Annotated in this window: 17 protein-coding genes, 1 pseudogene and 1 riboswitch; of the genes and pseudogenes, 4 read left to right on the top strand and 14 right to left on the bottom strand. The window is 37.7% G+C overall.

What is annotated here, in order from left to right; genetic code table 11:
* Window positions 1–241: 241 nt before the first annotated feature.
* A pseudogene (locus GZ63_RS16760) lies at window positions 242–1,275 on the top strand (IS110 family RNA-guided transposase).
* Window positions 1,276–1,500: 225 nt separating this feature from the next.
* Here the strand turns inward: GZ63_RS16760 and GZ63_RS0111900 are convergent.
* The 3 genes from GZ63_RS0111900 to rlmN form a co-directional block, all read right to left on the bottom strand.
* On the bottom strand, window positions 1,501–2,085 hold the full coding sequence (locus GZ63_RS0111900; RefSeq protein ID WP_029269833.1) for a hypothetical protein: 585 nt from the start codon (window positions 2,083–2,085) through the stop codon (window positions 1,501–1,503).
* A gap of 9 nt (window positions 2,086–2,094) precedes the next feature.
* Window positions 2,095–3,279, bottom strand: coding sequence for a ParM/StbA family protein (locus GZ63_RS0111895; RefSeq protein WP_029269831.1), 1,185 nt, complete (start codon window positions 3,277–3,279; stop codon window positions 2,095–2,097).
* Window positions 3,280–3,793: 514 nt separating this feature from the next.
* A complete protein-coding gene (gene rlmN / locus GZ63_RS0111890) occupies window positions 3,794–4,861 on the bottom strand; it encodes a 23S rRNA (adenine(2503)-C(2))-methyltransferase RlmN (RefSeq protein WP_029269829.1) in 1,068 nt (355 codons plus the stop codon).
* Window positions 4,862–5,053: 192 nt separating this feature from the next.
* A riboswitch (SAM riboswitch) is annotated at window positions 5,054–5,160 on the top strand.
* Between the two features lie 121 nt (window positions 5,161–5,281).
* Here rlmN and GZ63_RS0111885 point away from each other — a divergent pair.
* The gene (locus GZ63_RS0111885) at window positions 5,282–6,895 is read left to right on the top strand and encodes a sodium:solute symporter family protein (RefSeq protein WP_029269827.1); all 1,614 of its coding nucleotides are present in this window, start codon (window positions 5,282–5,284) and stop codon (window positions 6,893–6,895) included.
* An 87-nt stretch (window positions 6,896–6,982) separates the two neighbouring features.
* Complete coding sequence (locus GZ63_RS0111880; protein ID WP_029269825.1) at window positions 6,983–7,999, top strand: LLM class flavin-dependent oxidoreductase; 1,017 nt, start codon at window positions 6,983–6,985, stop codon at window positions 7,997–7,999.
* A 75-nt stretch (window positions 8,000–8,074) separates the two neighbouring features.
* Here GZ63_RS0111880 and GZ63_RS0111875 read toward each other — a convergent pair whose 3' ends face one another.
* The 5 genes from GZ63_RS0111875 to GZ63_RS0111855 form a co-directional block, all read right to left on the bottom strand.
* The gene (locus GZ63_RS0111875; RefSeq protein ID WP_029269823.1) at window positions 8,075–9,028 is read right to left on the bottom strand and encodes an ABC transporter ATP-binding protein; all 954 of its coding nucleotides are present in this window, start codon (window positions 9,026–9,028) and stop codon (window positions 8,075–8,077) included.
* Window position 9,029: 1 nt separating this feature from the next.
* A complete protein-coding gene (locus GZ63_RS0111870) occupies window positions 9,030–10,088 on the bottom strand; it encodes an ABC transporter ATP-binding protein (RefSeq protein WP_029269821.1) in 1,059 nt (352 codons plus the stop codon).
* A gap of 18 nt (window positions 10,089–10,106) precedes the next feature.
* Window positions 10,107–11,126 (bottom strand): oligopeptide ABC transporter permease, encoded by a 1,020-nt coding sequence (gene opp3C / locus GZ63_RS0111865; RefSeq protein WP_029269819.1) that lies wholly within the window; start codon window positions 11,124–11,126, stop codon window positions 10,107–10,109.
* Window positions 11,123–12,055: an oligopeptide ABC transporter permease gene (gene opp3b / locus GZ63_RS0111860; RefSeq protein WP_029269817.1), complete on the bottom strand. Its 933-nt coding sequence runs from the start codon at window positions 12,053–12,055 to the stop codon at window positions 11,123–11,125. Before opp3b ends, opp3C begins: the two co-directional genes overlap by 4 nt.
* A gap of 102 nt (window positions 12,056–12,157) precedes the next feature.
* Window positions 12,158–13,843: a peptide ABC transporter substrate-binding protein gene (locus GZ63_RS0111855; RefSeq protein ID WP_029269815.1), complete on the bottom strand. Its 1,686-nt coding sequence runs from the start codon at window positions 13,841–13,843 to the stop codon at window positions 12,158–12,160.
* 366 nt (window positions 13,844–14,209) lie between these two features.
* Between GZ63_RS0111855 and GZ63_RS18845 the strand changes: the two genes are divergently transcribed.
* Window positions 14,210–14,548 (top strand): DUF3899 domain-containing protein, encoded by a 339-nt coding sequence (locus GZ63_RS18845; RefSeq protein WP_084179252.1) that lies wholly within the window; start codon window positions 14,210–14,212, stop codon window positions 14,546–14,548.
* Window positions 14,549–14,597: 49 nt separating this feature from the next.
* Here GZ63_RS18845 and GZ63_RS0111850 read toward each other — a convergent pair whose 3' ends face one another.
* From GZ63_RS0111850 to GZ63_RS0111825, 6 genes are all read right to left on the bottom strand, one after another.
* Window positions 14,598–16,112: an acetyl-CoA hydrolase/transferase family protein gene (locus GZ63_RS0111850; RefSeq protein ID WP_029269814.1), complete on the bottom strand. Its 1,515-nt coding sequence runs from the start codon at window positions 16,110–16,112 to the stop codon at window positions 14,598–14,600.
* Window positions 16,113–16,246: 134 nt separating this feature from the next.
* Complete coding sequence (locus GZ63_RS0111845) at window positions 16,247–16,891, bottom strand: LytTR family DNA-binding domain-containing protein (protein ID WP_029269812.1); 645 nt, start codon at window positions 16,889–16,891, stop codon at window positions 16,247–16,249.
* Between the two features lie 24 nt (window positions 16,892–16,915).
* Window positions 16,916–17,287: a Na+/H+ antiporter subunit G gene (locus GZ63_RS0111840; protein WP_029269810.1), complete on the bottom strand. Its 372-nt coding sequence runs from the start codon at window positions 17,285–17,287 to the stop codon at window positions 16,916–16,918.
* On the bottom strand, window positions 17,265–17,549 hold the full coding sequence (locus GZ63_RS0111835) for a Na(+)/H(+) antiporter subunit F1 (protein WP_029269808.1): 285 nt from the start codon (window positions 17,547–17,549) through the stop codon (window positions 17,265–17,267). Before GZ63_RS0111835 ends, GZ63_RS0111840 begins: the two co-directional genes overlap by 23 nt.
* Window positions 17,549–18,031: a Na+/H+ antiporter subunit E gene (locus tag GZ63_RS0111830; protein WP_029269806.1), complete on the bottom strand. Its 483-nt coding sequence runs from the start codon at window positions 18,029–18,031 to the stop codon at window positions 17,549–17,551. Before GZ63_RS0111830 ends, GZ63_RS0111835 begins: the two co-directional genes overlap by 1 nt.
* A gap of 29 nt (window positions 18,032–18,060) precedes the next feature.
* Window positions 18,061–18,913, bottom strand: an 853-nt coding sequence (locus GZ63_RS0111825) for a proton-conducting transporter transmembrane domain-containing protein (protein WP_029269804.1), incomplete at its 5' end; no start/stop codon positions are given.

Below are 18,913 nucleotides of genomic sequence, written 5' to 3'. Positions count from 1 at the left end.
TTTCCCCCTTGCGGATTGAACCGCATAAAAAGACTGTTTCCCAGTGTGCGCCTTGGTCTTCCTACACGCAGGCTGTGCACCTTGATTTTTGAACCTAGATGTTAGTAGCTCTAGGGCGGCTTTCAATGCAAGGTTAGTACTCATATACGAGGCTGCTGATCAGCGTTCACACTAGGGATATCTCAGAGCGTCCAAGAAACTTGGTTCCAATGATTCTAAATCGAAAGGAGTGTTGAACCCTATGAAATTATTTGTTGGTTTAGATGTTAATTCTTTTGATATCAAGGTTTGCTTTTTAAATGGAGAAGGAGATCAAATAAATTCCTTCACCGTAAATAACGATTTACCTGGCGCCACCACATTAAGTGATGAAAACGATGCCTTCGTCATCGCCGATTATATGCGTTTTGGACGCCTGCCTATGTCTGTTGTAAAAGAAGAACAGTATGTTGCTCTTCAGCAGTTAACACGGGCACGTTATCAAATCATTAGGCAAATTACACAGGAAAAGCAACGCTTTCTTCAATATTTAAGCTATAAATGTAATACCTTTACAGAAGATGTGACGTCCTCTGTGTTTGGTAAGGCCATGTTGGTTTTCTTTCAAGAAAGCTATAGTTTAGAAGAACTATCCCAAATGGACTTAGAAGAATTGGCTGATTATCTACGTGTCAAGGGCAAGAATCGTTCCCCAGATGCTGAACAAGTAGCCAAATCAATTCAAAAAGCTGCGCGTTCGTCTTATAGATTAGACAAGGTGTGGAAGATTCTATTGATGCGATTCTTGCCACGTCTATCACCTTAATTCGCACTTTTGACAAACAAATCAAGGAACTTGATAAAACCATTAAGCGAATTATGAAAGGCATGCCCCAAGTTTTACAATCGATACCTGGCGTTGGCCCGGTATTTGTAGCTGGAATTATCGCTGAAATTGGCCAAATCGAACGATTTGAAAACGAAGAGAAAATCGCCAAGTATGCTGGATTGTATTGGCGAAAACACCAATCAGGTCGCTTTACTGCAGATAACACATCTTTGTCGCGTAACGGTAATCAGTATCTCCGATATTACTTAGTTGAAGCCGCCAACTCGGTAAGAAGGCAGATTCCTGAATACAGTGACTATTACGCAAAGAAATACAGAGAAGTACCAAAGCATCAACATAAAAGAGCCCTCGTCTTAACAGCAAGAAAATTTGTGCGTTTGGTAGATGCGCTACTACGCAAAAACCAAATTTACACGCCAAAAAGGAGCGTAATAAATGAAGCATAATTAGCTTCTAAATCCTTTAACAGATTACCAGTGAATTTTCTGTTTTCTTGCTGGTTTAGCTTCGTGTTGCTTTTTTTAAGTGAATTGCACCTTGATAATCAGATAGTTATTTATTTTTCTTTTGACATACTACCGCAGGTCTTTAAGATAACCTATTGCTAGTTTGTGTCAAAGGAAAGTGAATATACAAAAAACATGCCACCCAATGCAGGAGCAGCATGTTCTTCATTTATTCATACTGGAGAAAAAGTCACTTAATGGATCATCATCTTCTTCCTCTTCAACTTCCCCGTCCACCATCGTTTGGTCGTGAATATCCTCTTGTAAATGGGATAGATCTACATCAAGTAAATCATCGTCATTTATCTGTGGTTGATTGGTTTCATTTTTTACCTCAGGTTCTGCCAAAGGCTCTTCTTTCGTAGCTGATACTTCCTCTTGTAAATATAATGCTTCATCAATATCGACCGCATTACTATTCAATGAAGCTAAAAGGGATGTAGCACGAATCGGATCATTAATCAATTGGTATAAAATACTCCCGATTAATGCTTCCGAATGTTCATGTTTCAGCCAGTTTTTCTGCTCTTTTGTCAGTTGTTTAGGTAAAGGGATCGTGATAGTTTCTTTTTGCTTCGCGTAGGTTTCATTAACCCCTTTCAAAACGAACTGAGCTATCTCACTGGAAAAGTTTCGTCGTGCAGTGTCTTTAAGCCTTTGTAATTGTTTTAAAAGGTAATCAGGAGTATCGGAAGGGACACGAAATGTAATGGACTGTCCCCGTTCAATACTCTTTCTTGACTCACGCATTTTCTCACCCTATTTTTCTTTTGAAGATGTTACGGCTTTTTCTTCTTTTTCAGCATTTTCTTTGGATGATTTTCTAATAAAATCAGTTATTAACTTATAATAAGCATTTGCCATCATCCAAATACTTTCATTTTCGTCTTCAAAAAACTCAATATTAAATCCGTCCAACTTATTGTTTAGAGCTTTCAGGTAATCTTTTAATACCGCTGACCCGCCGCCGACAAAATAACAAATTTCAGATTGCGAGTTTTTTTGCCATACATTTCTTAAGTAACGATATTCCTTTTTTGCAAGCTCTAATAAGATATGGTCCGTAATATTATGAACGCTCGTTCTGCTCCCCTTCACCATAATATGGTGACGATTGTTTTTACGTGTAATAATATCAACAACATCACGGCGACTGTCAAGTTCTACCCCATGTTGAATTCGGATTTCTTCACGAATAGCTTCTAACGACTCTGCAACACCAAGGTTAAAACCTTGTGCTTTATCATCATCTACATTTCGATTACGAATAACAGCAATATCTGTGGAGAGACCACCAATATCCTGAATCAATATTTGTTTATCGATGAGATCTTTATTAATCACCTTCAAATTGTCATCCATAATTAAATTGACATAAGCAGCAAAACCTTCGGGATATACTTTCACTTCATCAAATTTAATATTTACTTTCATCCCTTGATATTTAGGGGTTACTAAAAACTCTACTTGATGAACAGAGCCTAGTAATTGGGAACGATAACCAACATCCTTCCCCTCTTTTACTTCTCTTAGTGGCAAACCTGTACCTAGTGTATAAGTTGCTTCAACTACATTATTTTGTGTTGGATTAAAAGCTCCGCTGCTAACAGCATCTAGTGCAACAGATGCAAATAGCATAATTAATGTTTGATCTTCTTCTGATTTACTACTGCCAGGATCTAGCTCTGTTGAATTACTCGTTTTTGTTGCTAGATTACCCACACGATAAACAGCATTATTTTCTTCCAGCGCTGGTGAATGGACACGGATATGTATATTATCTAGCACTTCTTTTTCATCTAAATCTTCAATCCCAATAACAGGACGATCTTCCATATCTCGTGCAATGACATTGGGCAGATAAAAATTGCTTTCCAGTTTACCGAAATTTGCTTTCAACGCATCATTTCCAACATCTACCGAAGCAATTCTTGATTTTGTCATAAACATTCATTCTCCTTTCTTATTTAAATACTACTCTATTAATAATAGTTTATATACGTCTAATAATCAATCAATCATTCATCGTGTACAATGAAGTATTCATGTACACTTTTTGCACACACTAACAAGACGCTATGTACACGTATTTGTTTACAAGAAAACGGTTTTGTATTCTTGTTGTGTTCTTTTTGTTTACTTGTATACTTTATTGTGTACTTTATGTTTTATATAAAATTACTGTTTTCACTCTAGGAACAATTCGTTGAAGATGACAGTTGATATCGAAATAATCATAGCAATAATACGACTATTCACTTGAAAAATAAAAATAAGCAAGTATGTGGACGTTTATAGTAATTTGAGACTTATACTATACTTTTATTTTTAAAAGCATCTTAAAACCTTTTAAAATGATCCATTTTCCAGCAAATTATATTCCTCTTTTTATATCACTGTCTCCCCTTTTCGTGAATAAAGCCAAAAAAAAGCGTATCTATCATTCAGATACACTTTTTTATACAATGTTCTTTTTCTTTATTTGTTTACTTCTCAATTGCCCACAAGCTGCATCGATATCTGCACCGTTTTCCCAGCGAACACCACAATGAATACCCTGTTCCTTCAATGTTTCAAAGAATGTTTGGATCGACTGTGAATCACTGCGCTGATATTGATCATGTTCATCCACTGAATTATATGGGATTAAGTTAACATAAGCTAAATGACGATGATTCCTTAACAATTTCGCAAGCTGCATCGCCTCTTTTTTATGATCATTTACACCTTTTAGCATAATGTATTCATACGTGATTCGTCTATTTGTCTTTTCTAAATAATAGTCTACGGATTCCATCAGCTTTTCAATCGGAAATGCTTTGTTAATTTTCATAATTTGTGTCCTGAGTTCATCATTTGGTGCATGAATCGAGATAGCTAGATTAACTTGAATACCAGTATCCGCAAATTCATAAATTTTATGAGCAAGACCACTTGTTGAAACGGTTATATGACGCGCTCCGATGTTTAGTCCTTTATCATCGTTGACGACATATAGAAAATTCATTAGATTATTGAAATTATCAAATGGTTCACCTATTCCCATCACAACAATATGACTGACACGCTCACCTTCTCCTTTCGCATCGAGGTGGGCCTGTACATTCATTATCTGTTCGACAATTTCACCACTGTTTAAATCACGGCTTTTCTTTAATAAACCACTTGCACAAAACGAACATCCAATATTGCAGCCTACTTGTGTTGTCACACAAACCGATAAACCATAATTAAAACGCATTAAAACTGTTTCAATTAAGTTTCCATCTTGCAGTCTGAACAGAAATTTAATTGTACCGTCGGATGACTCCTGCTTAATTTCCTCACCTAGCGTGTGAAGAACAAAGTGTTCTTCTAACAATTCTAAACAATCTGTATTGACGTTTGTCATATCCGCAAAGTTTTTCACACGCTTTTTGTAAAGCCAGTTCCAGACCTGCTGCGCTCGAAATCTCTTTTGGCCGTGCTCCACAAGCCAATCTTTCAGTTGATTATATGTTAATCCATAGATAGATGTTTTATCCATATTGATACCCTCTTTTCAAAGATAGCACTTCTTACCTCCCCCATTTTACTGGAAATTCCCCATACATGCAAACACGCTTTAAAGGAACACTTTTATCTCTATCATCTGGTATGTTTTTAGTAAAATTTAAATTAATTTGACAATTATGGAATTAATTCTTACAATGAATAATAATTTCATAAAAACGATATTTCCTTATCAAGAGCCAGGGGAGGAGTTTGGTCCTTTGATCCTGCGGCAACCTGTTTACCTAATAAGGTGCCAAATCCAACAGACGTTCTTTGTCTGACAGATAAGGGAGAGCCAATCCTCTTCCTTTAGGAAGGGGGTTTTTATTTTAGTATTCATTTTAAACACAGTGTGTTTATTGGACTAATAGGTTTATAGTTGTAATAAAAAAGGAAGGAGCGTGTGATCTTCATGACTACGGTAGGTTATTGGTTTATGGGATTGGCTCTGGCATATACATGCTTTTTACTATTTGCTGGGCAAATTGCAAAAAGAAGAGCTAAAAAAGCATCCGGCTTTTTTATAGGTGGCAGAAACTTCGGAACACTGTTCGTCATGGTCTGTATCACCGGACTCTTCTCAGGGTCCTCTTTTATAGCTATTATTGAACTGAGCTATCTAACTGGTATTTCAGCTGTCTGGTATGGAGTTGCGGAAACCATTCACATTTTAATTATTGCTTTTGTACTCATTGGACCATTTCGAAAAAAAGCGCTTATAACAATTTCAGGATTGATTGGTGACCACTATGGGGAAAAAATAAGGGCTTTTTCAGGAGCCATTACAGCTTTTACATTTCCAATGTGGTCAGTTGCTACAGCCTTAGCATTTGCATCAGCCATGAGTGTTTTTACTGGCATGCCTCTCGTCGGATCGGTTGCTATAACGGCTGTACTATTACTTATCTATCTGCAATTTGGCGGAATGTGGTCCATTGGTTTTACACAACTAAGCAATGTCATCGTATTTTTTATCATGCTTATTATTGGAACAATTGCTTTCTTTATTAATCCAGGCATTGATGGAATTCAGGAGTTATTTACTCAAAAGCCGGAGCTTGCTTCATGGACAAACATTGGAATGCAAACAATTATTGCATGGTTTGGAACGTTTTTAGTCAACGTACTACTTGCGCAAGCTGCCTTTCAAATGGCTCTATCTTGTAAAACAGAAAAAGAAGGGCAAAAAGGATTAATTTACGCTGCTCTAATAGGAATTCCACTTATTATAGGAGCTGTTGTGTTTGGACTTGCCGCAGCAGCAGTATTACCAGGAAAGAGCCTCGGACTTATTGCAGTGCCGCTTTACTTGATGGACACATTACCCGCCCCGCTTGTCGGTTTATTTTTTCTTGGATTTTGGGCAGCCGCATTAAGCTGGGGAGCACCTTGTCAATTTTCTGGTGCAACAAGTTTGGGTAAGGATGTTGGGAGTGCTATTAATCCAAAGGCTACGGAAAAACAGCTTATTAACTATACACGCTGGTCGTTAGTCATATTAACACTATTAATGATCGTATTTGCCTTTTTGCGGTCTGAACAATCTGCATGGTGGAATGTATTTGCTTGGGTAACCAGAAATTCCGCAACATTTGCGCCCGTTGCAGCTGCATTATTCTGGCCAATTGTAACAAAAAGAGCAGCACTAATTTCCTTATTTAGCGGTTCTATTTCTGGATTACTTTGGTACCATTTCGGTGGATGGCATGTAACGGAATTTTATTTAAACACACATCCTGTTTGGGTAGGAATGAGTATAAATCTATTCACTATTTCTCTAGTAACCATCATTGATAATAAAGGGACTTTAAACTATAATGTTTTGAAAAATAAACGAAGTTATCTTTCACTTTGTATTTCCGCTATCTTAGCTGGATATACTGTCTTTTCCTTTGAAAAACTTTACCAAACTGGTTTGCTCGGCATGGTTATATTTATAAATATTATATTTATATTTATCCATTTTATTCATGCTGTTCATACAGTAGGAAGAGATTATAAACATGTCATACAAAATGCAAATTGATATATAGACGAAAGCCGAATACTGGACGCACTCCTAAAAACACCGTATCATTTCTTCATAGAGAATGATAATAAAGGAGTGAATCTAGTGTCTTCTATTAAACATAAAACGTTCCAATCCGTTCCATTATCTGTTCTGGATCTTGCACCAATTAATGAAGGTAGCAATCCAAAACAATCCTTTCAGAATAGTGCCGAATTGGCACAACATGTCGAAAAATGGGGCTTTAACCGCTTTTGGCTCGCTGAGCACCATAATATGCCAGGCATAGCGAGTTCAGCTACTTCCGTATTAATTGGGCATATCGCAGGCGCTACAAATCGCATACGTGTTGGTTCAGGAGGAATCATGCTGCCGAACCACGCAACACTTGTTATCGCTGAACAATTTGGAACGCTTGAATCCTTATACCCTGGACGTATTGATCTTGGCTTAGGGAGAGCTCCTGGAACAGATCAAGCCACAGCCTACGCTTTAAGACGTACATTAAATTCCAGCCCGGAAGAGTTCCCTATGCAGGTAAATGAACTGGAGGATTATTTCTCTGAAAAACCGATAACACATGTCAGAGCTGTTCCTGGGGAGGGACTTCAAATACCTATATGGCTGCTTGGATCTAGTGGTTTTAGTGCTCAACTGGCAGCACAAAAAGGGTTGCCTTTTTCCTTTGCTAGCCACTTCGCACCTAAAAATACGATTCCAGCATTAAATTTATATCGCGATCATTTCAAATCATCCGAAACCTTAGATAAGCCATACGCGATGGTTGGTGTGAATGTCATCGCAGCAGATACGAACGAAAGAGCACATTGGTTAGCTACATCGCATCAACAACAATTTTTGAGTTTGCGCAGAGGAGAACCAACGCAATTAAAACCCCCAATCGATCATATTGATGAGGTATGGTCTGCTGAAGAACGAGCTACTGTTGAAAAGTCATTAAACGCAAGGTCAACCATCGTGGGTGATCCTGAAACTGTCAAAAAAGGGTTGCAAGATTTTATAGAGGAAACACGTGCAGATGAAGTAATTATCAACTCGCAAATTTTCCATCAAAAAGATCGTTTACGTTCTTATGAAATACTCGCTGAAATGATGGAATAGATTAAAAAATGGACCTGTTTTTCATATTGAAATGTTTAAAACGGATAGCTATTCATGCAGCTATCCGTTTCTATTTCATACTTTCTCTTTACTGTTGTAGTTCTTTTTATATTTTTCAAATTCCTCTTCAGAACAATAAACATAATGTGCTGGAGCTACTTCCCGCATCTTCACTTCTTCCTTTTCATCATAATGATGTTGACTCGGATCATATGCTATTCGGATACGTGACCTTTCATAGTCAGGGTCCGGCAGCGGAATGGCAGAAAGCAGTGACTTCGTATATGGATGCATCGGACTGCGGTACAAATCTTCAGAAGGAGCAAGCTCCATTAACTTACCAGCAAACATGACACCGATTCTATCGCTTATATATTTAACCATCGATAAATCATGCGCAATGAATAAATAGGTTAAATCCTTTTCTTCTTGCAGTTTTTTCAGCAGATTAACCACCTGCGCTTGAATAGATACATCTAAAGCTGATATTGGCTCATCCGCAATGATAAATTCAGGATCGACTGCAAGTGCCCTTGCAATACCAATCCTTTGTCTTTGACCGCCGGAAAATTCGTGTGGATAACGATTTGCATGTTCACGATTTAATCCTACTGTTTCCAAAAGAGAGCAGACCTTTTCCATACGATCTTTTTTTGATTTTGCGAGTCCATGAATATCAATGCCCTCCGCAATAATTTGAGACACCTTCATCCTTGGATTCAATGATGCATAAGGGTCTTGGAAAATCATCTGCATTTTTCGATTAAATGCTTTTATTTCGGCTTTGGATTTTTTCCCATGAACATTTTTACCTTGATATAAGACTTCACCATCCGTTGCTTCATATAAGCGTATGATGGACCTTCCTGTGGTTGATTTTCCGCAGCCAGATTCACCAACAAGCCCCAGTGTTTCTCCTTTATATATATCAAAAGTTAAGCCATCAACAGCTCTAACTTCTTTCGTTTTTCCAACATTAAAATACTGCTTGAGGTTTTTTACCTCTAATAGCTTCTCTTCTTCCACCATGCTACTTTCCCTCCTTTATCGAACCAGCGGCTTTCTCCCTGAATTTATCCATTCGCTCCTTAACTGCTTCAGGTGGCTCTACTTTCGGAGCATCGGGGTGGAGTAACCATGTAGCAGCATAATGGGTATCAGAAACTTGAAACATTGGCGGTTCTTCCTCTAAATCTATTTTCATTGCATAAGGATTCCTTGGCGCAAACGCATCACCTTTAGGTGGATTCAACAAATCCGGGGGCGACCCAGGGATTACATACAGTTCTTCATCATCTGTATCCAGACTTGGCATCGAACTAATTAATCCCCATGTATATGGATGCTTTGGATTATAAAATATTTCATCCACTGTTCCAACCTCCACAATTTTCCCGCCATACATGACTGCCACCCGGTCCGCTACATTTGCAACAACACCTAAATCATGTGTAATAAAAATGATCGATGTTTCAATTTGTTTTTGCAAATCTTTCATCAAGTCCAATATTTGTCCTTGTATCGTAACATCAAGTGCTGTAGTAGGTTCATCTGCAATTAAAACTTTTGGAGTACAAGCAAGTGCAATTGCAATAACCACACGCTGCCTCATCCCACCTGAAAATTGGTGTGGATATTGTTTAAGACGGACTTCCGGTTTTGGAATTCCTACTAAATCCAACAGCTTCAACGCTCGTTCTCTGGCTTTTGATTTACTTAATTTTTGATGTTTTAAAAGTGGTTCCATTATCTGTTTCCCAATTGTCATTGTTGGATTTAAAGATGTCATTGGATCCTGAAATATCATCGAAATATCTTTTCCTCGTATTTTTTGCATTTGTTTTTCTGTTGCTTTAGCAAGATCTTTATCTTTAAAAAGGATTTTTCCCGATTTTATTTCTGAATTACCGGGAGGCAACAAACGCATAATCGATTTGGTTGTTACTGATTTACCTGATCCAGATTCTCCTACAATAGCGAGTGTCTCCCCTTCATATAAATCAAAGTTGACACCACGAATAGCCTGTACTTCACCTGCAAATGTATGGAATGAAATATGAAGATCTTCAACTTCTAATATTTTTTTCATTGTTTTTCACCTCACTTATTAATCGCGCATTTTAGGATCAAATGCATCGCGAAGCCCATCTCCAATTAAATTAAACGTTATTAAGATAATACAGATAACAATACACGGTATGATCATTAAATGAGGTAAAAATTGGAATGTTTGGTATCCTTCCTCAATTAGCGTACCTAGAGATGCCTCCGGGGCTTGCAAACCAATTCCAATAAAGCTTAGGAAAGCTTCAAAAAAGATAGCGCTTGGAATAGTAAACATCGTATTGATAATAATAACTCCTGATAAATTTGGCAATAAATGCTTAAACAGGAGTCTACCATTACTGGAACCAAGTGTTCTTGAGGCAAGTATATACTCCTGATCTTTCAATTTTAATGATTGTCCACGTACCACCCTGGCCATTCCGATCCATCCAGTAATAACCATGGCTATTGTAATCGATAGAATTCCTGGTTTTAATATAAGGAGCATTAGAATAACAACGATTAAATTTGGTATACCAGAGATTACTTCCAATATTCGCTGCATGACGTTATCAACCTGTCCACCTTTAAAACCGGAGATCAATCCATAAGTAACACCAATAATCATATCAATAACGGCTGCTAGAATTGCTATATATAAAGATACTCTTGTTCCAAGCCATACTCGGGTGAACAGATCTCTGCCAAGACTATCTGTCCCGAACCAATAATATTCCTCTATATTTAGATCTTTATATTTATTCTCTTCTACGCCGCCAACTTCATGGCTTCCGTCAAAAATACCCATATCCTCTAAAACTGGGACTCTTGGAGGAAGGTTCGCTCTTGTTACGTTTTGCTCGTAACCATCATGAGGGGATAGATAAGGACCGATGATAGCCATTACAATCACAAATAACAGAACAGCGATACTCACTAATGCCCCTTTATTTTTGCGAACTCGAAGCCATGCATCTTTTGTAGCTGAAATTTGCGGCCTTTCAATTTTTTCACTCTCTAAATTCGTTTTTGGAGCAGGTTCAAATTGATGTTTTGGTATTTTTTCAGCGCTGTTTGTCATTTTTTATCCCCTCCAGTCAACCGAATTCTTGGGTCAATGATTCCATAAAGTATATCAATGATTAAAATGATTACCATTAGCAAAAATGCGAAAAATATCGTTGTTCCCATGATAATTGGAAAGTCATTTGTCTGAATGGATTTAACAAACTGTTCTCCGATTCCTGGTATCGCAAATATTTGCTCTACAACCATAGAACCCGTCATTAAAGCTACAGCCATCGGCCCCAGAACAGTGATAAGCGGAATTAACGCATTGCGGATAGCATGCTTGAAAGATACTTCCATACCTGAGTTTCCTTTTGCTTTTGCCAGTGTAATATAATCTGACCCCAATACTTCGATCAGTTCTGTACGCATAAAGCGGGCTGCAGTTGCAATAGGAAAGATCGCCAGCGCGATGGTAGGCATGATAGAAGAGGTAAAACCGTCCCAAGAAGCAACAGGCAACAATTCTAGCTTAACTCCGATATAATATTGCATAACCGCTGCAAATACAAAGGAAGGAATCGATTTCCCGAGTACAGCTAAAAATGTACTCCCATAATCAATCCAAGTATTTTGAAACATAGCAGCAAGAACGCCGAGTAGAATGCCGATGATTGTCCCTATAAACATTGCCTGAAAACCAAGCTGTAATGAAGGACCCATGCGATTCTTTAAAAGGTTTGTTACAGGCTGATTATCAAACTGAAAGGATACACCCAGATCACCCTTTGCAATATTTACCATGTAATTTGCATATTGAACAGGAATCGGCTGATCCAAACCATATTTCTCATTTAAAATTTCACGTTGATCTTCCGATAACTTTTCTTCATTTTGAAACGGGGTACCAGGTAAAAACTTCATTAAAAAAAATGTTGCTGAAGATATAATAAACAACGTAATAATCATAAAAATTATTCGTTTACCAATATACTTCGCCATCCTGTTTCCTCCTAATTGCTAATAAATAAAATTTTCTAAATATAACTCAACAGGGGAAAAGAGGGTATATGCATACCCTCTTTTTCCCTATTGATGAACTATTTATTTTTCAATAGTAACATTTTTCAGTGTGTAATCTGGCCCAAATGCATGTTCTACGAGTCCTTTAACTTTCGGTTTGATAAGCGTGATTCTACCGCGTTGGTAAATAGGAGCAACAACTGTGTCCTCTTGTACTAAGAGTTTTTCAGCTTCAAGCATCGTTTCCCAGCGCTTCTCAGGATCGTTTGCATATTTCTCTTTAGCGTCCTCAATGAGCTGATCATACTCTTTATTCGAGTAACTTGTCTCATTATTTGTTCCATCTGTAACAAACAGATCCAAGAAAGTCATCGGGTCCAGGTAATCCGGTCCCCAACCATGCATGACAATATCATAATTTTGTTTTCTTGTTTTATCGAGACGTACTTTAAATGGAACATTTGTCAATTCAATTGTTAGACCATCAAGATTCGATTCTAACTGATTTTTGAAATATTCACTTGTTGTCTTGGCATTTTCTGTGTCATCACTTAAATAATCAAGCGTAATTTTATCTTTGCCTAACTCTTCAAGTCCTTTTTCCCAATATTCCTTTGCTTTTTCGACATCCTTTGATATTAAGCTGCCACTTTCATCACGGAAATCTTCGTCGGTTTCAGGGTTGCTAGCTAATCCCTTTGGCACGTATCCATCACTAGGTACGGAACCATTTGATAGAACTGTTTCGGTAAATGATTCTTTATCAAAAGCCATCGCTAATGCTTTACGGATATTCTCATTTGCTAACGGAGTATCTTCCCCGTCGCGCTCCTGGTTAAATTTAAGATACCAAGAAGAAAGCTCTTCAAATTTGGAAGCGTTTTCATGGTTTTTGTACTGTTTAGCATATTCTGCACTTAATGCCGCTGTCCGATCAGCTTCACCTGTTTCAAATAAATTAACTGCTGTACTTGGTTTTTTCGCAACTTGAACATTCACTTCATCTAAACTTACGTTTTCTTTATCGTAATACGCATCATTTTTAACATATTTCCATTCCAATCCGGAACCGTCCCACTCTGTTAATTTAAATGGTCCGTTTGCCAGCATGTTGTCACTATTCGTACCGAATTTATCCCCTTTTTCTTCAACAAACTCCTCATTTAATGGAAGGTACGTACCAAATGCTAATAATGAGTTCAAATACTCAATCGGCTGTTCCAGCGTTAACTTTAATGTATAGTCATCGACAGCTTCAACGCTTAGCTCTTCCGGATCCTTATCTCCACTTATGATTGCTTCTGCATTTTCAATAACTCCTGAGAACATGTAAGCATATTCTGATCCAGTATCAGGATCTACTGCTCTTTGCCAAGCATAAACAAAGTCATTGGCTGTAACAGGGTCACCATTATCCCACTTTGCGTCTTCACGCAATTTAAATGTATATTCCTTTCCATCTTCACTAATTTCAGGTTCCCCGTCTGCAATTGCAGGAACTGGCTTATCATTTTCATCTAAAACATATAACCCTTCTATCGTCTGCCCAAAAACGATGAAGCTTGCCTGGTCCGTCGCTAATGCAGGATCTCCAGTCGGTATTTCTGCTGTTTCAACCATATTAAAGATTTGCTTCTCTGAAGAACCGGTATCTCCTGAATCCGAGCCTTCGCCATCACTGGATTCCGATCCAGAGCCGCAAGCGGAAATAATCATTGCCACAGCCAAGGCAATTACTAATAAGAGAAAATTTTTAGACTTTTTCATTCCCAAACCACCCTTTTATATTTTTTAAAGATTTGCACCATTAATTATACAATAATATTAAAAATTGTAAAATGTTTTTTAAATTTATTGGCAGATTTATTAATATTTTCATTAGATTTTTCACATAAAATATACATGAAATTATAGCCTTTAGACCTATAAAACATCCATAAATTACCAGATTTATCATTCATAGAGAGGGGATGAATTTTCTATTAAACTATCCCACTATTTACAGATAATTATTAAAAAATAGATAACGAGAGGTAATAAATCTGCATTATCATGATTTTTTTAGCCTTCCTAATGTTATAATAATCAAAACAAATATCTCATCCCGAATAATTCTAAAAGGAAGTTGTTATCATGTATAAAAAGCTTTGGACTTGGATTGGTGTTTCCCAGTTGCTAGTCCTTCTCTTCTCTATCATCTTTTACAAACGAATCGATTTCCTGTCCTACACAAATGTTTCTTTTATCATTGGTTCCATACTGATTCTCTCATCCATGCTTGGTTATGTTATGAAAGGTCGTTTTTTTGATGTCGTTTTTTACAGCTTTCAACATGTTTTCAGCAGAATGACTGACAGAGACAGGCGCCCTTTATCCGAGCTGGTTCCGCAAAAATACTACCTCCCGTTCATCACTGGTGTAGTAACAATATTACTCATGTTATGCTCCTTATTTTTTTACAAATCACTGTGAAACGAGTATGAAAGGCAACTTCTTCACCAACAGAAGTCGCCTTTTCCATTTAGCTTTTCACTTTTTCGAGCATTGTTCCATATGTTGCAAAATTGGTGTGCCATGATAAAGCCTTTTCAAGTATATGTGGTGTTTGCCCACCCCGCTCAAGGGCTTGGCTATAATAATCCCATAGCTGCTCACGGTACATTGGATGGGCACAGTTTTCAATAATCATCGGTACCCGCTCCCTTGGTGCGAGTCCTCTTAAATCTGCATATCCCTGCTCCGTAACAACAACATCTACATCATGTTCCGTGTGATCAACATGCGAAGCAAAAGGAACAATACTTGAGATATCCCCATTTTTTGCTGTCGATTTCGTAACAAAAACAGCTAAACGTGCATTACGGGCAAAATCACCAGATCCTCCAATGCCATTCATCATTTTCGTACCGGAAACATGTGTCGAATTGACATTTCCGTATATGTCGAATTCCAGTGCAGTATTAATCGAAATCAATCCGAGCCGACGAATAATTTCCGGATGATTTGAAATCTCTTGTGGCCGCATGATTAACTTATCTCGATATTTTTCAAACGATTGAAATATCTGCTTCATTTTCTCTTCTGACAACGTAATCGAACAACATGAAGCAACATTCACCTTTCCTGCATCGATGAGATCGAAAACAGCATCCTGCAGTACCTCCGAATATACCTCTAAATCTTCAAATTCAGATTCTATCAATCCATGAAGAACCGCATTAGCTATTGAGCCAATCCCAGATTGCAATGGTGCAAGCTGCTCTGTTAATCTGCCAGCCTCTATTTCACTGCGGAAAAAGGCGAGAAGATGATTTGCCATCTGTTTCGTCTCCTCATCAGGAGAGACGATCGTAGATGGTGAGTCTGATTGATTTGTAAAGACAATACCTTTTACCTTGTTCAAATCGATAGGTATCCCTTTTGTACCAATGCGATCATCCGTTTTTATTAATGGAATTGGGGAACGCTCCCCCTGTTTTCCTGCACAATAAATATCATGGATCCCCTCTAACAATGGGGATTGCGCCATATTAATTTCAATAATAATGGACTCGGCTTTTTCGGCAAATATTGATGAATTACCAATAGATGTAGTTGGAATCAACATACCATCTTCCGTAATAGAAACCGCTTCCAAAATGGCGTAATCAATAGGCTCAATGACATCTCCCCTGACGAACTCGGCTGTGTGTGATAGGTGTTGATCGACAAATAACAATTCACCTTCATTCATCTTTTTCCTCATCGTTCGATCTGCCTGAAACGGGAGACGCTTATGAATGATGCCTGCTTCAGCAAACAATTTATCAATATCAGAGCCAAGCGAAGCACCAGTATATACATTAACTTTAAATTTTTCCGTTCCTGCACGCTCTACTAATGCCATTGGAACCGCTTTCACATCACCCGCACGAGTAAATCCGCTTAGTCCCAAAGTCATTCCGTCCTTTATCCATGAAGCAGCATCTCTAGCAGAAGTAACACTTTTTCTTAACTGAGGATGTTTAATGCGCTCATCAATTTTTTTATTATCCATTTCTCTATCTCCTCTCTCTGTCATTATTGTTAAGACAATTGTAACTTATCAGTATTATTAACAGAGAAATTTTGTGGGAAATAGAGAATAATGGATTAAATGCATGAAACTATTGGGTAAAACAGCAAATTTCTTCAAAACCCAAGTAATTTACGAAAATAGCTTGCATAGGTTTGGCTCACTGGAATGGATTTTCCATTCTTCATAGCGAGCAAAAAGGTAGAGTGTGTATCAGGATAGATTTCACTTATATGGTGTACATTCACAACAAAAGACCGATGACAGCGGACGAATAAATCCCGCGGCAATGTATATTCAAATTCCTGCAGGGTATTTTTATGTGTTCCATATCGGTCTTCCGTATATACATACGTCTTGCGATTCTTTACTTCTAAATACATCACCTTATGAAAAGAGACAGGTACCCAGCCGTCCTCTGTTTTCAGAGTAACAACAGATTTACCGTCCGTAAAAGCAGGGTAAATCGCAGTCACACATCCTTCGATTTTCCCGTTATTATGAAAGGGAACTGCCATCCCATGATATGGCACGCCAAAAACATCCCGGTTAATAAATTCAGATTCTTTTTGACGGGAAATGAAAGCTTTATGTGCAATTGATCCTGCTTTAACAGCATCGCCAGGGCGTATCTTTAAATCAATTCTTTTACTCGGTCGATAATAAATATATTCTTTCGTATTCGATACAGCAATCGAAATTTCATCAGAAAATAGCTCACCAATCACATCTAATAAAGGGGTTAGTTTAAAGTTTTCCATATCTGAAATCCTTTCTTACTTATATTAGGGGCTGTTCGTGTAATCTTCCTCATGTAAAACTTCCTTTAACTCATCCTCTACGGTCACTTCAGCCATCTTTACTTTTGCCCTATAAGCAGCTCGAATAATTAAATGACCGGAAACTGGTGCAGTTAAAAAAACAAACACAATTCCTAAAAGCAAACGAACACTAATAAATGATTCTGTAAACCAAAAATAAAGAAAACAGCCTGTAAGTGTTAATAATACAGCTAATGTAGCACTTTTCGTTCCGGCATGGGAACGACTATAAACATCAGGAAAACGAATGATTCCGATCGCACTAATGACGCTTATGATACTGCCAATCAAAATCAATAGTGCACCAATGAACTCATCGCTTACGTTTTCGCTCAATTATAACACCTCTCTCCAGATACTTTGAAAAGGCAATGGTGCTGATAAAAGTTAAAATTCCCAGGATAAGAATTGCTTCTAAAAAAGCCTTTGTTTGATACAAGACAGATATGATAGCAATTCCAGACAGAAGGTTAACCCCGATCATGTCTAGCGCTATCACTCGATCAGGCAATGACGGACCAAGAATAATTCGAACAAGAGCAATAAGAATTGCCACCCCAAATAACGTTAGTGCTGTAATAAGCATTAGATTGATCATTAGCGCGTAACCTCCTTAATGGCTTTTTCAAACTTACCTAATGAACGCAATAAATCACCTTTATATTTTTCAATATCCATCGCATGAATATAAAACACATTCCCTTCTGGCGTAACCTCCATCACGACCGATCCAGGCGTTAGCGTTAATAGCAACGCAAGTGTTGATACCTCCCACTCGCCTTTTAAATCCGTTTTATATCTGAATATCCCTGGTTTTAAATCAATCTTTGGACTTAAAATATGCTTCATAACCATAAAACCAGATTGGAACAGTTCCGAAATAAAAAGGAGAACCAAACGAATGATGGAATAGAATCTGTACAAATAAAAACGGACTCCAAAAAAACGGTGCATTAAAAATATAATCACGATACCTACAAGAAAACCAACAAAAAACGTTGATATTCTTAATTCATCTTCATCTTGAAAAATCATCCATAAAAAAGCAATAAACAGATTTAATATAAATTGCGCAGGCATTTATATACCTTCCTTCCATTCACTTACAATCAATTATTTAAAACTGCCTCATTATAAACAGCTGGATTCATGAGGGTGTTTGCCGCATCCATCACATAGGAAGCAATTGTCTCTGTACCCAATCCTAATCCTGCAGTCATAGCAGCAAGCAGGGCACATGGAATAATCAATCTTTTTTTTAACGGGATCTCTTCATCTTCACTTAAGATCGTTTCTCCCCAGAAGCAATTCATAAATATGCGAAGCATTGAATAAAGGACAAATAAACTTGAAATAAAGCCCAGCGCCAGTAAAATAAATGCACCTGAATCCACTGTACCTTGCCCTATTAATAATTTTCCGATAAATCCGCTAAATGGAGGAATTCCTGCCAATGATAACATCACAATAAAAAACAACCAGCCTAAAAAAGGATAATTTCGAATAAGACCACTCATTCGTTCACTTTCAATTCTAGCTGTACCCGTGAGCATAATCATGGTACCCGCTATTAAGAAAAGGAGTGCTTTTACGATCATGTCATGAATCAAATAATAAATAGATCCTTGTAGAGCCACTGTTGTACAAACAGCCAATCCAACCAAAACAAATCCAACAGAAATAACCACATTATAGGATACAACTTGACGGACATCGTTAAAGGCAATGGCCCCAATACTTCCGCCTATTAATGTGAAAGCAGCCATTATTCCGATTAACGTATGCGTAATAGCGGGTTCGTGGTAAAAAATAAGTGTAAAGAAGCGAAATAATGCGTATATCCCCACCTTGGTTAATAGTGCTCCAAATAAGGCAGCCACAGCTGTAGGTGGTGCACTATACGACCCCGGTAGCCATTGATAAAGCAGCAGCCCAGCTTTCAAACTAAATACCAAAAGAAAT

Origin of the sequence: Virgibacillus alimentarius (genome assembly GCF_000709085.1) — a bacterium.
GTDB lineage: Bacteria > Bacillota > Bacilli > Bacillales > Amphibacillaceae > Virgibacillus_B > Virgibacillus_B alimentarius.
This window is presented reverse-complemented; position numbering and strand designations above follow the sequence as displayed.

What these genes read in the sequence shown, in the direction of transcription:
- GZ63_RS0111900 (WP_029269833.1), bottom strand. Translation starts at nt 2,085, where the DNA reads ATGCGTGAGTCAAGAAAGAGTATTGAACGGGGACAGTCCATTACATTT.
- GZ63_RS0111895 (WP_029269831.1), bottom strand. Translation starts at nt 3,279, where the DNA reads ATGACAAAATCAAGAATTGCTTCGGTAGATGTTGGAAATGATGCGTTG.
- rlmN (WP_029269829.1), bottom strand. Translation starts at nt 4,861, where the DNA reads ATGGATAAAACATCTATCTATGGATTAACATATAATCAACTGAAAGAT.
- GZ63_RS0111885 (WP_029269827.1), top strand. Translation starts at nt 5,282, where the DNA reads ATGACTACGGTAGGTTATTGGTTTATGGGATTGGCTCTGGCATATACA.
- GZ63_RS0111875 (WP_029269823.1), bottom strand. Translation starts at nt 9,028, where the DNA reads ATGGTGGAAGAAGAGAAGCTATTAGAGGTAAAAAACCTCAAGCAGTAT.
- GZ63_RS0111870 (WP_029269821.1), bottom strand. Translation starts at nt 10,088, where the DNA reads ATGAAAAAAATATTAGAAGTTGAAGATCTTCATATTTCATTCCATACA.
- opp3C (WP_029269819.1), bottom strand. Translation starts at nt 11,126, where the DNA reads ATGACAAACAGCGCTGAAAAAATACCAAAACATCAATTTGAACCTGCT.
- opp3b (WP_029269817.1), bottom strand. Translation starts at nt 12,055, where the DNA reads ATGGCGAAGTATATTGGTAAACGAATAATTTTTATGATTATTACGTTG.
- GZ63_RS0111855 (WP_029269815.1), bottom strand. Translation starts at nt 13,843, where the DNA reads ATGAAAAAGTCTAAAAATTTTCTCTTATTAGTAATTGCCTTGGCTGTG.
- GZ63_RS18845 (WP_084179252.1), top strand. Translation starts at nt 14,210, where the DNA reads ATGTATAAAAAGCTTTGGACTTGGATTGGTGTTTCCCAGTTGCTAGTC.
- GZ63_RS0111850 (WP_029269814.1), bottom strand. Translation starts at nt 16,112, where the DNA reads ATGGATAATAAAAAAATTGATGAGCGCATTAAACATCCTCAGTTAAGA.
- GZ63_RS0111845 (WP_029269812.1), bottom strand. Translation starts at nt 16,891, where the DNA reads ATGGAAAACTTTAAACTAACCCCTTTATTAGATGTGATTGGTGAGCTA.
- GZ63_RS0111835 (WP_029269808.1), bottom strand. Translation starts at nt 17,549, where the DNA reads ATGATCAATCTAATGCTTATTACAGCACTAACGTTATTTGGGGTGGCA.
- GZ63_RS0111830 (WP_029269806.1), bottom strand. Translation starts at nt 18,031, where the DNA reads ATGCCTGCGCAATTTATATTAAATCTGTTTATTGCTTTTTTATGGATG.